A 14506-nucleotide genomic window follows, 5' to 3' on the forward strand; every position below is an offset into this window, starting at 1 on the left:
TTCGCCAGAGCCTTGCGCCAGGAATAGCCGTACCGATGCCAGAACCCTTGGGAACCACCGCCCTCACGCCCGGATTCATGATCGTCCACGGCAATCGCCTGGACGACCTGCGCGACCTCGCCGTTTCCTGGATGCGCCGCTATCCGCTGGCGCCGCTGGAAAGCGAGCGGGTCCTGGTGCACAGCAACGGCATCGCCCAATGGTTGAAGCTGGCATTGGCCGAAGATCCCCGCGAGGACGGTGGCGGCGGTGGCGGCATCGCCGCGGCGCTGGAGGTGCAGTTGCCGGCGCAGTTCCTCTGGCAGGCCTATCGCGCGGTGCTGGGCCGCGAAAGCATTCCCGAGGTTTCCGAACTGGACAAGGCGCCGCTGACCTGGCGCCTGATGCGTCTGCTTCCCGGATTGCTGGAGCGTCCCGAGTTCCGCACCCTGCAACGTTTCCTCGCCGACGATGCCGACCTGCGCAAGCGTCATCAACTGGCCGAGCGCCTGGCCGACCTGTTCGACCAGTACCAGGTCTATCGCGGCGACTGGCTCGACGACTGGAGCCAGGGCCGCGACCAGTTGCGCACGGCGAACGGGCAGGCGCGCCCGCTCGGTGCCGACGAGCGCTGGCAGGCCGAATTGTGGCGCGCGCTGCTCGCCGACGTCGGTGCCGATAGCCTGGCCCGCAGCCGCTCCGGCGTGCACCGGCGCTTCATCGAGGCGCTGCGCTTCGCCAGCGCGGCGCCGCGCGCGTTGCCGCGACGAGTAGTGGTGTTCGGGATTTCCTCGATGCCGGCGCAGACCCTCGAGGCGCTGGCCGCCCTGGCCAGGTTCAGCCAGGTGCTGCTCTGCGTGCACAACCCCTGTCGCCACCACTGGGCCGACATCGTCGCCGACAAGGACCTGTTGCGCCACGAGTACCGCCGCCAGCAGCGCCGCGCCGGCGTCCCCGCCGACCTCGACGAGGACCGCCAGCACCAGCATGCCCAGCCGTTGCTGGCGGCCTGGGGCAAGCAGGGCCGCGACTACATCAACCTGCTCGACAGCTACGACGACCCGGACAGCTATCGGAACCTGTTCGGCGAGGTCAACGGCGGGCGCATCGACCTGTTCAGCGAGGAGGCCCCGCACGGGCTGCTCGGCCAGTTGCAGGACGATATCCTCGAACTGCGCCCGTTGGCGGAAACCCGCGAGCACTGGCCGCCGGTGGCGCCGCGGAGCGACGCCTCGATCCGCTTCCATGTGGCCCACAGCGCGCAGCGCGAAGTGGAGATCCTCCACGACCAGTTGCTCGCCCGCTTCAACGCCGATCCGAGCCTGAAGCCGCGCGACGTGATCGTCATGGTCCCCGACATCAACGCCTACGCGCCGCACATCGAGGCGGTGTTCGGCCAGGTGCCGCGCGACGACCAGCGCTTCATTCCCTATACCCTGGCCGACCAGGGACAGCGCGGTCGCGAGCCGCTGCTGATCGCCCTGGAGCACCTGCTGAAACTGCCCGACAGCCGTTTCGCCGTGAGCGAGATCCTCGACCTGCTGGACGTCCCGGCATTGCGCCGGCGTTTCGGCGTCGACGAGGCCGACCTGGCGACCCTGCACCGCTGGATCGAAGGCGCCGGCGTGCGCTGGGGGCTGGATGCCGCGCAGCGCGAGCGTCTCGGCCTGCCAGCGGGGCTGGAGGGCAACAGTTGGCGCTTCGGTCTGCGGCGCATGCTGCTCGGCTACGCGGTCGGCGAAGGTGCGGCCCTGCAAGGCATCCAGCCCTACGATGAGGTCGGTGGCCTGGACGCCGCCCTCGCAGGCCCGCTGGCTGTGCTGCTGGAGCGCCTCGAGGTGGCCTACGCCGAGCTGGCCGAACCGGCCACCCCGGCGCAGTGGGGCGAGCGCCTGCAGGCCCTGCTCACGGTGTTCTTCGAGGCCCACGACGAGCGCGACGAACTGCTTCTCACCCAGCTTCTGCAATTGCTCGAACGCTGGCAGGAACACTGCGCCTGTGCGGCCTTCGCCGAGCCGCTGCCGATCAGCGTGATACGCGAGGCCTGGCTCGGCGGCCTGGACCAGGGCGGCTTGAACCAGCGCTTCCTGGCTGGCGCGGTGAGTTTCTGCACGCTGATGCCGATGCGCGCGATCCCGTTCCGGCTGGTCTGCCTGCTTGGCATGAACGATGGCGACTACCCCCGCCAGCAGTCGCCGCTGGATTTCGACCTGATGCGCAACGACTACCGCCCCGGCGACCGCTCGCGGCGCGAGGACGACCGCTACCTGCTGCTCGAGGCGCTGCTCTCGGCGCGCGAGCAACTCTACGTGAGCTGGGTGGGGCGGAGTATCCGCGACAATGGCGAGCGGCCGCCCTCGGTGCTGATCGGCCAGTTGCGCGATCACCTGGCGGCCGGCTGGCGCCTGGATCCGGACGGCGACGGCGAGGCGCTGCTGCGTGCCCTGACCCAGGAGCATCCGCTGCAGCCGTTCAGCCGCCGGTATTTTCACGATGCGCCGGAGCAGGGCGTCGATGGCCTGTTCACCTACGCCCGCGAGTGGCGCGAGGTCCATCGCGAGGACGAGATCGGCGCTCCCGACGCCGAAGCGCCCCTGCCGCCGCTGGAACTGGAGGGCGCGCTGGGGCTGCGAGCGCTGGCGGAGTTCCTCGCCAACCCGGTGAATGCGTTCTTCCAGCAGCGGCTCAAGGTGCGTTTCGACGACGAGCAATTGACCGGCAACGACGAAGAGCCTTTCGAACTGGACGCGCTGGACAACTGGAAGCTGCAATTCGAGCTGACCGAACGCATGAAGCGCTGGGTCGAGCGGGACTGGGATGCCGAGGGCCTGCCGGCGCAGTTGCAGGCCCAGGTCGAGCGACTGCGGCGACAGGGTCGCCTGCCGCTGGCGGCGTTCGGCGAGTTCTCCGCGCGCCATTTGCTGCAACCGCTGCCCGACCTGCTCTGGCGCTACCGCCAGGAAATCGAGCGCTGGCCGGAGGCGGTCGAGCAGCAGCAGGAGTTGCGCCATCGCCATTCGTCCGGGCTGGAGCTGGAGGACTGGCTCGGCGGCTTGCGTCGCGACGCTTCCGGGCGCCTGGCGCGCCTGCAGTTGCTCAGCGGCAAGCTCCATGAAGGGCGCGGCTTCAAGTGGCACAGCCTGGTGCGCCACTGGTTGCAGCACCTCGCCCTGCAACGTCTCGGCCAGCCGGTGAGCAGCGTGCTGGTGAGCCAGACCGGCACCCTGGAGATTCCGCCGCTGCCGAGCGAGCGCGCCGGCGAGTACCTCGACCAGTTGATCGACGCCTGGCGCCAGGGCATGCGCCAGCCGTTGCCGGTGGCCTGCCGGACCGCTTTCGCCTGGCTCGCCAGTGGTGGCGCCGCAGAGCCCGAGAAAGCCATGCGCGAGGCGCGCAAGCGCTACGAGGGAGGGTTCGGCATGGGGGGCGAGGTGGACGCCTCGCCGGCGCTGGCTCGGGTCTATCCGGACTTCGACCGGCTGCTCGCCAGCGGTGAGTTCGCGCACTGGGCCGAGCAGCTCTACGCGCCGCTGCTGGCTGCCCTGGGGCGTGGCGCGGAGGAGCAGGCATGAGCCAGCAGCAGATGCCCGTGGCCCTCGATCCGCTGGATTTCCCGTTGCACGGCAGCCGCCTGATCGAGGCCAGCGCCGGTACCGGCAAGACGTTCACCATCGCCCTGCTATACGTACGCCTGGTCCTCGACCATGGCGGCGAGAGCGCTTTCGGCCGGCCGCTGAGCCCGCCGGAAATCCTCGTGGTGACCTTCACCGATGCGGCGACCCAGGAACTCCGCGAGCGTATCCGCAGCCGCCTGGGCGAAGCGGCGCGTTGTTTCGCCGAGCCGCAGGAGCGCCACGACGGCCTGCTGGTCGCGTTGCGCCAGCAGTATCCCACCGAGCGCTGGCCGGGCTGCGCGCGCCTGCTGCGCCTGGCCGCGGAGTGGATGGACGAGGCCGCGGTATCGACCATCCACAGTTGGTGCTACCGGATGCTGCGCGAGCACGCCTTCGACAGCGGCAGCCTGTTCACCCAGAACCTGGAAACCGACCAGAGCGAATTGCTCGCCGAAGTGGTGCGGGACTACTGGCGGCGCAACTTCTACGGCCTGACGGCTCCGGCGGCGCAAGCCGTGGCCAGTTGCTACAGTGGGCCGGAGGCGCTGGGCAAGGCCTTGCAGCCGCTGCTGGCGCGGCAGGACGCCGACTTCCGCTACGCCGACCAGGCGCTGAGTGCGCCCGAGTCACTGGCAGCCTTGCTGGAGCAGGGCGGCGACTGGTATCGCCAGCTCGACCAACTGGACGCGCAGGCCCGCGCCGCCTGGCGCGCAGCGCGCGTCGAACTGGAAGCGCTGCTGCGCGACCTGCGTCCCTACCTGAACGGCAACAGCTATCGCGGCAAGGACAGCGACGAGACCTTCGACGCCTGGCTGCAAGCGTTGGCGGACTGGAGCGAGGGCGGCGAGCAGCCGGCCAACCTGGGCAAGTTCGGCCAGACCCGGATCAAGCTCACCGCCAAGCGCGTGGCGCCCGAGCATGCCGCGCTAAGGGCCATCGACGCCTGGGCCGCGCATCAGGAAGAGCGTCCCGATCTCGCTCCCCACCTGTTGTTGCACGCGCTGGGCGAAGTCGGGCGCGAACTGGAGGTCGAGAAGCAGCGGCGTGCCGAGATCGGCTTCGACGACCTGCTCAGCCGCCTCGACCGCGCCTTGCAGGGGCCTGGTGGCGAGCGCCTGGCGCAATTGATCCGCGAGCAGTTCCCGGTGGCGCTGATCGACGAGTTCCAGGATACCGACCCGGTGCAGTACCGGATCTTCGAGCGTATCTACCGGATCGCCGCCGATCCCGGCGAGCCCCAGGCGCGGGAGACCGGCCTGTTCATGATCGGCGACCCCAAGCAGGCGATCTACGCCTTCCGCGGTGCCGACATCCATACCTACCTGCGCGCCCGCGAGGCCACTCGCGGGCGGCATTACACCCTCGGCAAGAACTTCCGCTCGACCGCCGCCATGGTGGCGGCCGCCAACCGCTGCTTCGCCTTCGCCGAAGAGCATCCGCGCGGCGCCTTCCGTTTCGCCCGCGAGGGGCTGGAAAACCCGGTGCCGTTCCATGCGGTGGACGCCCAGGGGCGCGCCGAACGTTTGTTGATCGACGGTGCCGAGGCGCCGGCGATGACGTTCTGGAACCTTGACGCCGAAGCCGGCGTGCTCGGCTCCGCGGCGTATCGCCAGGAAATGGCCGAGCGCAGCGCCAGCGCCATCCGCCGCTGGCTGAGCCTGGCCGACCTGGGCCGCGCCGGCTTCGCCGACGAGCAGGGCGGCTGGCGGGCGTTGCGCCCGGCGGATATCGCCATCCTCGTCCGCGGTCGCGCCGAGGCCGAGGCGATCCGTAGCGCGTTGGCGGCGCGGCGTCTGGCCAGCGTCTACCTGTCCGACCGCGACTCGGTGTTCGACAGCCAGGAGGCCGCCGACCTGCTGCACTGGCTGCGCGCCTGCGCCGATCCCGGTGCCGATGCGCTGCTGCGGGTCGCCCTGGCTACCCGCAGCCTGCACCTGGACTGGGCGACCCTGGAACGATTGAACCAGGACGAACTGTTCTGGGAACGGATGGTCCTGCGCTTCCGCGACTATCGCCGGTCCTGGCAGGCCCAGGGCGTATTGCCGATGCTGCGGCGCCTGCTCGCCGACTTCGAACTGCCGGCGCGCCTGCTGCGGTATGCCGATGGCGAGCGCAGCCTGACCAACCTGCTGCACCTGGCCGAGTGGCTGCAGCGCGCGGCGGTGGAGCTGGACGGCGAGCACGCGCTGATCCGCCATCTGGCCGAGCAGGTGCAGAGTCCGGGGAGCGAAGAGATCCTCCGCCTGGAAAGCGACGCCGACCTGATCAAGGTGGTGACCATCCACAAGTCCAAGGGGCTGGAATACCCCTTGGTGCTGCTGCCCTTCATCTGCAGCTGGAGGGAGCTGGACGGCAACAGCGGCGCGCCGGTGAGTTTCCACGAGGATGGCGCTGCAGGGCGGGTCATCGAGCTGGCGCGGCGCAAGGAGCAGGCTGCGCGGGCCTACGAGCAGGCCAACGACGAGCGCCTCGGCGAAGACATGCGCCTGCTCTACGTGGCCCTGACCCGCGCCCGCCATTCGGTGTGGCTGGGCATCGCGCCGCTGGTGGCGAGCAACAGCAAGTCGCCGGAGTTGCACAAGGGGGCCCTGGGCTACCTGCTTGCCGGCGGCGCGACCATCGGTAGCGATGGCCTCGGCCAATGCCTCGCCGCGCTGCGCGGCGAGTGCCGGGAGATCGTCGTCGAGCCGGCCCCCGAGGCGGACGCCGAACGCTATGTCGCAGGGCGCGGCCGGGGTCTTGGGCAGGCCCGCGAAACCCGCCGCAGCAGCCGCGAGAAGTGGTGGGTCGCCAGCTATTCCGGCCTGCAATTGCAGGCCTCCGCCGGGCTGGACGATGACGAGGCGTTGGAGAGCGACGAATCGCAGGAGCCGATCAGCGCCGAGGAAGCCACCTTCCACGAAGAAGGCCGTTCCGCCGAACAGCCGCCGGTCGCGCACGCCAGCGAGATGCGCGACGACCTGCATCGCTTCCCGCGCGGACCGGCTCCCGGCACCTTCCTTCACGGGCTGCTCGAATGGGCCGGCCGCGAAGGCTTCGATGTGGCGCGCGCCGATGCCCAGCGGCGCCGCGAACTGGTCGCGCGACGCTGCGACCTGCGGGGCTGGAAGGACTGGGCCGAACCGCTCGACCTGTGGCTGGAACAGTATCTCGCCGAACCGCTGCGCTGGCCCGGTGGCGAAACCAGCCTGGCCGGGCTGGTCGCCTACCAGGTGGAAATGGAGTTCTGGTTCGCCACCCACCAGGTCCAGGCCGAGGCGATCGACGCCCTGGTCCGGCGCCATACCCTCGGCGGCGCGGCGCGTCCGGCGCTGGCGCCGACCCTGCTGAACGGCATGTTCAAGGGCTTCGTCGACCTGGTCTTCGAGCACCAGGGGCGTTTCTACGTGGCCGACTACAAGTCCAACTGGCTGGGCGCCGACGACGGCGCCTACAGCCCGGAAGCGATGACCGCCGCGGTGCTGGAGAACCGTTATGACCTGCAGTACGTGTTGTACCTGCTGGCCCTGCACCGGCAGTTGAAGGCGCGCCTGCCCGACTACGACTACGACCGCCACATGGGCGGCGCCGTGTACCTGTTCCTTCGCGGCGCCCGCGCGGCGACCCAGGGCCTGCACTTCGAGCGCCCGCCGCGGGAACTGATCGAACGCCTGGACGCGCTGTTCAGCGGCCAGCCGGGAGCCGAGCGATGAATCCGACCCTCAAGCAACTGGCCGGCGAAGTCCGCGATGGCCGCGACGACCAGGTAGCGCAACCGCTGGCGGTACGCCACGACCTGCTGCGCCAGCTCGACCTGTGGGTGGCGCGCGGCTGGCTACGGGCGCTGGACCGGGCGTTCGTCGCCTTCCTCGTCGAGCTGCAGCCGCAGGCCGATCCCCGGGTGCTGCTGGCGGCGGCGCTGACCAGCCACCAACTGGGCCACGGGCACGTCTGCCTGGACCTGGAGGCGACCCTCGGTGCGCCTGACGCGGCACTGTCGCTGCCGCCGGAAGGCGACGAAGGCCGCGATGTGCTGCTGCCGTCGCAACTGCTGCGCGGCGTGCGCCTCGACGCCTGGCGCGAGGCCCTGGCGGCGTCATCGCTGGTGGAGGTGGTCGACGAGCGCCCAGGCGATCCCGAGCCGAGCGAGACGGCGACCTCGCCGCTGGTGCTTTGCGCTCAGCGTCTCTACCTGCGTCGCTATTGGCGGCACGAGCTGGAGATCGCCCTGGCCCTGCGCGAGCGCCTGGGTCGGCAGGCGCCCCTGGCCGCAGACCTGGCGCCGCGCCTGGCCGCGCTGTTCGCGCAGGCGCCGACGGAAGACGGCCAGCGCGTCACCGACTGGCAGAAGCTGGCCTGTGCCCTGGCGGCCCGCGGCTATTTCAGCCTGATCACCGGCGGTCCCGGTACCGGCAAGACCACCACCGTGGTGCGCCTGCTCGGTCTGCTCCAGGCACCGGCGGTAGCCGCCGGCCAGCCGCTGCGCATCCGCCTCGCGGCACCCACCGGCAAGGCCGCGGCGCGTCTCTCCGAGTCCATCGGCCAGCAGGTCCGGGCCCTGCCGCTGGCGGAAGACGTGTTGCAGGCGATCCCCGCCGAGGTCACTACCCTGCACCGTCTGCTCGGCAGCCGTCCGGATACCCGGCACTTCCGCCACCACCGGGACAACCCTTTGGCGCTGGACGTGCTGGTGGTGGACGAGGCCTCGATGATCGACCTGGAAATGATGGCCAGCCTGCTCGATGCGCTACCGCCGCAGGCGCGCCTGATCCTGCTCGGCGACAAGGACCAGTTGGCCTCGGTAGAGGCCGGCGCGGTGCTCGGCGATCTCTGCCGGGATGCCGAGGAGGGCTGGTACAGCGCCGAGACCCGCGCCTGGTTGCAGCGGGTCAGCGGCGAAACCTGGCAGGGCTTGCGCGAAGGTTCGGCGCAGGCGCATCCGCTGGCGCAACAGACCGTCATGCTGCGGCATTCCCGGCGCTTCGGCGCGAGCAGCGGGATCGGGCGCCTGGCGCGGCTGGTCAACCGGCAACAGGCCGGCGACGCGCGCGCGCTGCTGGACAGTCCGCCCGCCGACCTCTTCGACCTGCGCCTGCGCGGGGAGCGCGATGCAGCCTTCGCCCGGCTGTTCGTCGACGGTCATCCGCAGGCGCCGGGCACGCCGTACGGCTACCGGCACTACCTGCAACGCCTGGCCGAGGGCCGCCCGGCCGCCGGACTGGCGCTGGAGGATGGCGCCTGGGAGCGCTGGGCGCAGTCGGTACTGACGGCTTTCGACGCCTTCCGCCTGCTCTGCGCGCTGCGCCGCGGCCCATGGGGCGTGGAAGGACTGAACCAGCGGGTGGCGGCGGAACTGCTGCGCCTTGGCCTGATCGAGGCCGATCACGGCTGGTACGAGGGGCGGCCGGTACTGGTGACGCGCAACGACTACAGCCTGGGGCTGATGAACGGCGATATCGGCATCGCCCTGCGCCTGCCCGAGCGCAACGATGACGGCAGCCTGCGCTTCGCGCTGCGCGTGGCCTTCCCGCGCAACGACGGTAGCGGCGGCGTGCGCTTCGTCCTGCCGAGCCGCCTGGTCGAGGTGGACACCGTGTTCGCCATGACCGTGCACAAGTCGCAGGGCTCGGAGTTCGCCCATACCGCGCTGGTCCTGCCGGACGCGCTGAACCCGGTGCTGACCAAGGAGCTGGTGTACACCGGTATCACCCGCGCCCGCGACTGGTTCAGCCTGGTGGAAAGCCTGCCCGGGGTGTTCGAGGAAGCAGTGCGGCGCAAGGTGCGCCGGCTCAGCGGGCTGATGCTGCATCTGCGGCCGGAAAGGGAAGAGCAGCCGCCGCATGCTCCGGGTGAACAGACCGAGCTGCCGTTCTGACGTGCCGCCCGGGCGGTCGGCTCAGCCGACCACCTTCAGGCTGCTCATGCCGTTGCCCTCGCGCTGGACCCGCACCTGGACCGGGATCCGTTCGTGCATTTCCTGGACGTGGGAAATCACCGCCACCTTGCGCCCCTGGGCCTGCAGGTTGTCCAGGGCATCCATCGCCAGTTGCAGGGATTCCGGGTCGAGGCTGCCGAAGCCTTCGTCGATGAACAGCGACTCGATGCGCAGCTTGCTCGATGCCATCGAGGCCAGGCCGAGCGCCAGGGCCAGGGAAATCAGGAAGGTCTCGCCGCCGGAGAGCGAATACACCGAGCGCAGTTCGTCGCCCATCTCGGTGTCCACCACCAGTAGGCCCAGTTCGCTGCCGCCGCGCTGCAGGCGGTAGCGCCGCGCCAACTGGCGCAACTGCACGTTGCTGTGCTGCACCAGCAGGTCGAGGTTGTAGCCCTGGGCGATGCGGCGGAACTTGTCGCCGCTGGACGAACCGATCAGTTCGTTCAGGCGGCCCCATCTACGGAACTCGGCGCGGGCTCGCTCCAGCTCGGCAAGCAGCGCCTGGCTCTGCTCGCGGCGCTGGTTGTCGGCCTGCAACTGGCTGTAGGTATCCAGGTAGGCCTGTTCGCTGGTGGCCAGGCGTTCGCGCTGTTGCCGCAGGTTGTCTTCCAGCGCCTCGCGGTCGGTTTCCGGCCGCTGCCGGCGATGCTGGAGCAGTTGCGCCTGGCGCTCCGCTTCCAGCGTCTGCTGGCGGGTGATCTCCTCTTGCAGTCGCTGCAATTGCTCCCGCCATTGCGTCGCCTGTTCCTCGGAAAGGCCGAGCAGGGCGTCGAGGCGGCTGTCGTCGAGGTTGTCCTGGCGTTCGCGCCAGGCCTGCCAGTCGGCCTGCAGGCGCTGGAACTCATCCTGTTGGCGCTGCCGTTGCTGCTGCAGGTGTTCCAGGGCTTCGGCGAGTCGCAGTTGTTCCTCGCGCAGCGAATCCAGGGGCGCCTGGAGCGTCTCGACAGCGCTCTGCGCCGCTTGCGCGGCGTGCTCCAGCGATAGTTGCCAGTCCTGGGCGCAGGCGTGCTGGCCCAGGTGAGCGCCGAGGCGTCCGTTCAGCTCGGCGAGTTCCGCCTGGACCCTTTCCTCTGCCTGGCGGGCTTCGTTGCGTTGCTCGTCGCTTTGCTTCAGTTGCCAGCTTGATTCATCGCAGCGCTGCTTGAGCTCCTGCAGACGCTGTTCGACCTGCTGAAGCCGCGCCTGTTGCTGCCGGCGTTGCTCGATGGACTCGCCGAGGGCCTGGAAAGTCCGCAGCGGATCTGCCTGCCAGCGCTGCCAGTGCTCGTCGGAGAGCAATGGACGCAATTGCTGGCTGTCCTCCTCGACCTGCTGCTGCAAATGTTCGTAGCGCTGCCGTTGTTCCGTCAGCGCCTGCTGGCGCTGTTGCAGGCTCGTCTCGGCGGCCCGCAGTTCCTGCTGCAATTGCTGGGTCTGGCGCTGGCGGGCGATCAGCCGGTCGAAGTCTCGTTGGCGCTGCTGGCGCTGCCCTGCCAGGTCGTCCAGGCGTTGTGCCAGCCACTCCAACTGCGCGGACGGCTGCAGGAGTCGCAGTTCTTCCGGCAGCGTCCATTGCTCCAGTTGCCGATCGAGCGCGGCTAGGTGGCCGGTCAGTTCCTGCTGCTCCTGGCGACTCTGGTTGAGTCTTTCCCGCTGGCTGGAATAGCCCTCGCGCAGACCGACCAGGGTCTGTCGCAGCCGCTCGAGGGACTGCTCGGCGCGGACCTGCTCCTGGTCGTCGTGTTCACCGAGGGCGGCGAGCAGTTGCTCGGAATGGTGATAGGGATGCTCCTGGCTGCCGCAGACCGGGCAGGCCTCGCCGTCCACCAGGCCGGCGCGCAGTTGCTCGACGCTGGCGCTGCGGGCCAGACGTTGGCGTTGGAGCAACTCGCGGGTGACCTCCAGGGCCTGCTCCGCCGCCTTCACCTCCTCGGCGTATTGGCTGCCTTGTCGTTTCAGGTCGAGCAATGCCTGCTCCTGCTCGACCATACGCTGGTCGAGTTCGCCCAGGCGTCGAGCCAGGCCGGTGCGTTGGTCGAGGGCCTGTTGCCATTCCTTGTGGAGCGCTTGTTGTCGTTCCAGGCTATCGGTCTGCCGGCGCAATTCGTCCAGGCGTGCCGCCAGGTCGTCCGGCTCGCTGCCATGGAGGGCGGTCCATTGCGCCTGCAAGCGTTCGAGCGGTTCCCCGGCCTGGGCCAGGGATTTTTCCAGCTCGGGGAGCTGCGCCTGGCTTTCGAGCGCGCGCTGGCGACGTTGCACGAAGGCGGCGAGCTGGCCCTGGTGGGTCGCCCAGGCGTCGCCGAGCGCGGCGAGAGCCTGGCTGTCGCGCAATGCCGCCTGCAGTTGCGCCTGTTCCGCGACATGGCGCTGCTGCTCCATATCCAGTTGCCGAGCGGCGTCGCTTTGCTGGGCGTGGCGCTGGTTCGATTGCCGATGGAGTGCCTGTCGCTCGGCCAGCGTTCGCTCCAGGCGCCTGGCCTCGCTCTCCAGCTGGAAAGCCTCGCGCAACGGCGCCTGGGCCTGACGCAGATGGTCGTCGGCCTGGGCCTGGCGCTCGCGCGCCTCCTGCACGCGGGCCTGCAATCCTTGCAAGCGCTCGGCGCCCGCGGCTTGCTGCTCGGTGCGCTGCCGCTGCTGCTGCTCGGAGTGCCGGAGTTCCTGCTCGAGTTGCTTCAGGCGTTCGATCAGTCCGCGAACCGGAGCCAGGCGCTCCAGCCATTGCAGGGTTTCCCGCTCCGTCGCCAGGGCGTCCCAGGCCTGCCTGGCCTCGGCCAGTTGGCCTTGTGCGTGCTCGCAGGATTGCAGCAGCCGCTGCTCCTCGGTGAACCATTGTTGCTGGCCTTCCAGGCGCTGCAGGGCCTGTTGCTCCTGGAGACGCGCCTGGGCGTGGGATTCCAGCGCCGCCTCGAGCCCGGCCCGGGCCTGCTCGGCCAGGGGCAGGCTGCCTTCCAGGCGTTGCTCGAGTTGCTTGCGCTGCTCGTCGGCCTGGCTGGCGCGCTGGTAGGCGGCTTTGCTCAATTGGCTGTACAGGCCGGTGTCGGTGAGTTTCTCCAGCAATGCGCCGCGGTCGTTGTCGCTGGCCTTGAGGAAGGCGCTGAATTCGCTCTGGGCCAGCAGCACGGCGCGAGTGAACTGGGCGAAATTGAGGCCGAGCTTCTGCTCCAGCTGTTCGCGGAACTCGCTTTTCTTGTTCGCTGCCAGCATTTGCTGGGTCTCCAGGTCCTGGAGGCTCTGCTGGCTCTTTTGCAAGGCGCCGTCCGCCTTGTCCCGGGAGCGCCGGGTTTCCCAGCGGGCGCGATAGCGGTGGCCGTCGATGCCGACGAAATCCACTTCGGCGTAGCCGTTGGCGCAACCGCGGCGCAGCAGGTTGCGTTCGTCGTTGCTGGACAGCTCGTTCCGGCCATCGGGAACCTTGCTGCTGGCCGAAGTGCTTTCCAGCCGCGGCGTGCTGCCGAACAGGGCCAGGCACAGGGCGTCCAGCACGGTGCTCTTGCCGGCGCCGGTCGGGCCGGTGATGGCGAACAGGCCGGCGCTGGACAGCGGTTCGCGGGTGAAGTCGATTTCCTGCTCGCCAGCGAGGGAGGCGAGGTTCTTCAGGCGGATGGCGAGAATCTTCATGGAGCGGCTTATTTCCCCGGGGGCTCTTCAGTGGCCAGTTCGACGCTTTGCAGCAGGCTGGCGAAGTCATCCAACGCCTGCGCATCCGGGCCGGAGCCATAGGCGCTTTCCCAGGCGCGGCTGAACAGTTCCTGGGGGGTGAGTTGGTCGAGCCCAAGCAGCGGCGCCTGTTCTTCGTCGCGGCGCTGGTATTCGCTGGCGATGCGCACCAGGCGGCAAGCCTTGCCCTGCAAGGCGCTCTCGACCTGCTGGCGCAGGTCTGGTTGCGGCTGATCCAGCATGACGCGGACCTCCAGCCAGGGCCGCTGTTCGTTCAGCAGGTCGGCCTCGGCCAGTTCGCCGATTCGATCGAGCACCTCGCCAAGAGGCGCGGGGCCGATGCGCAACAGTTCCACCGCGCGTGGCACCGGGAGACTCTGTACATCCTTCAGGCGCTCACCTTCCAGGGTGACGAGGAGGACCTGGTGGCGATAGTTCACTTCGGCGAAGGACAGCGGCAGCGGCGAGCCGCTATAGCGAATGCGCTCCTGTCCGGCGACTTTCTGTGGCTTGTGCAGATGACCGAGGGCTACGTAGGCGATCTGCTCCGGAAACAGGCTGGCGGGCAGCGCTTCGACGTTGCCGATGATCAGGTTTCGCTCGGAGTCTTCGGAAACCGAGCCGCCGGCCATGTGTGCGTGGCTGACGGCGACCAGTGCCTGTCCCGGCGTGCGACGGGCTTGCGCGGCGGCAACCAGGCGTTCGTGCACCTGGCGGATACCGGCCAGGTAATCGTCGCCGAGCCCGCCTCCGGTGACTTCGGCGGGACGCAGGAAGGGCAGGGCCAGGCACCAGGCGGCGACCTGGCCATCCGCGTCGTGCAGGGGCAGCAGCAGGCGATCGCTATCGAGGCTTTCGTCTATCCAGCCGATCCGGCCGATGGCATGGGCGTTCAGTCGTTTCATCAGCGGAGCGGGCAGTTCGATGCGCGCGCCGGAGTCGTGGTTGCCTGCGATCATCACGATCTCCAGCCGCGGCAGCCGCCGATGGGCGCTGACGATGAAGTCGTAGAGGCGCTCCTGGGCTTTGAGCGGTGGATTGATCGTGTCGAAGATATCGCCCGCGATCAGCAGGACATCGGCGCGCTGCTCTTCCAGCTGGCGTAGCAGCCAGTCGAGGAAGCGCGCGTGCTCATGATCGCGGTCCTGGCCGTGCAGGGTCTGACCCAGGTGCCAGTCGGAGGTATGTATGAGGCGCATGGAACACTCGTCGAAAGCGGCGGAGCCGTGGCTCGCATTCCTTATATGAGGCAACAGAAGGAGAGGGCGGGGCAAGCCAGCCTATAAAGGAGGAATGGGGCGTCCTCTGGGCTTCCTGACCTTTGGGTTAAAAAGTTTCAAATAAGTGTTGACGCCAGTTTCTA

Annotated in this window: 5 protein-coding genes; 3 read left to right on the plus strand and 2 right to left on the minus strand. The window is 69.1% G+C overall.

The window, feature by feature from the left end:
- The first annotated feature begins 35 nt into the window (after positions 1 to 35).
- Genes recC through recD form a run of 3 tightly spaced genes read left to right on the plus strand, consistent with a single transcriptional unit; the run spans position 36 to position 9447 of the window.
- Positions 36 to 3551, plus strand: a complete 3516-nt coding sequence (gene recC / locus HMPREF2581_RS03080) for an exodeoxyribonuclease V subunit gamma (protein WP_003141177.1) — start codon at positions 36 to 38, stop codon at positions 3549 to 3551.
- Complete coding sequence (recB, locus tag HMPREF2581_RS03085) at positions 3548 to 7285, plus strand: exodeoxyribonuclease V subunit beta (protein ID WP_011666747.1); 3738 nt, start codon at positions 3548 to 3550, stop codon at positions 7283 to 7285. Before recC ends, recB begins: the two co-directional genes overlap by 4 nt.
- On the plus strand, positions 7282 to 9447 hold the full coding sequence (gene recD, locus HMPREF2581_RS03090) for an exodeoxyribonuclease V subunit alpha (RefSeq protein ID WP_003141173.1): 2166 nt from the start codon (positions 7282 to 7284) through the stop codon (positions 9445 to 9447). The genes recB and recD overlap by 4 nt, the downstream gene beginning before the upstream one ends.
- Before the next feature lie 21 nt (positions 9448 to 9468).
- On the opposite strand, the gene HMPREF2581_RS03095 is transcribed toward recD, so the two are convergent.
- On the minus strand, positions 9469 to 13104 hold the full coding sequence (locus tag HMPREF2581_RS03095; RefSeq protein ID WP_003141172.1) for an AAA family ATPase: 3636 nt from the start codon (positions 13102 to 13104) through the stop codon (positions 9469 to 9471).
- An 8-nt stretch (positions 13105 to 13112) separates the two neighbouring features.
- Positions 13113 to 14342 (minus strand): exonuclease SbcCD subunit D C-terminal domain-containing protein, encoded by a 1230-nt coding sequence (locus HMPREF2581_RS03100; protein WP_003141171.1) that lies wholly within the window; start codon positions 14340 to 14342, stop codon positions 13113 to 13115.
- Between the last annotated feature and the right edge of the window lie 164 nt (positions 14343 to 14506).

The organism is Pseudomonas sp. HMSC057H01 (assembly GCF_001836405.1).
Classification (GTDB): domain Bacteria; phylum Pseudomonadota; class Gammaproteobacteria; order Pseudomonadales; family Pseudomonadaceae; genus Pseudomonas; species Pseudomonas aeruginosa.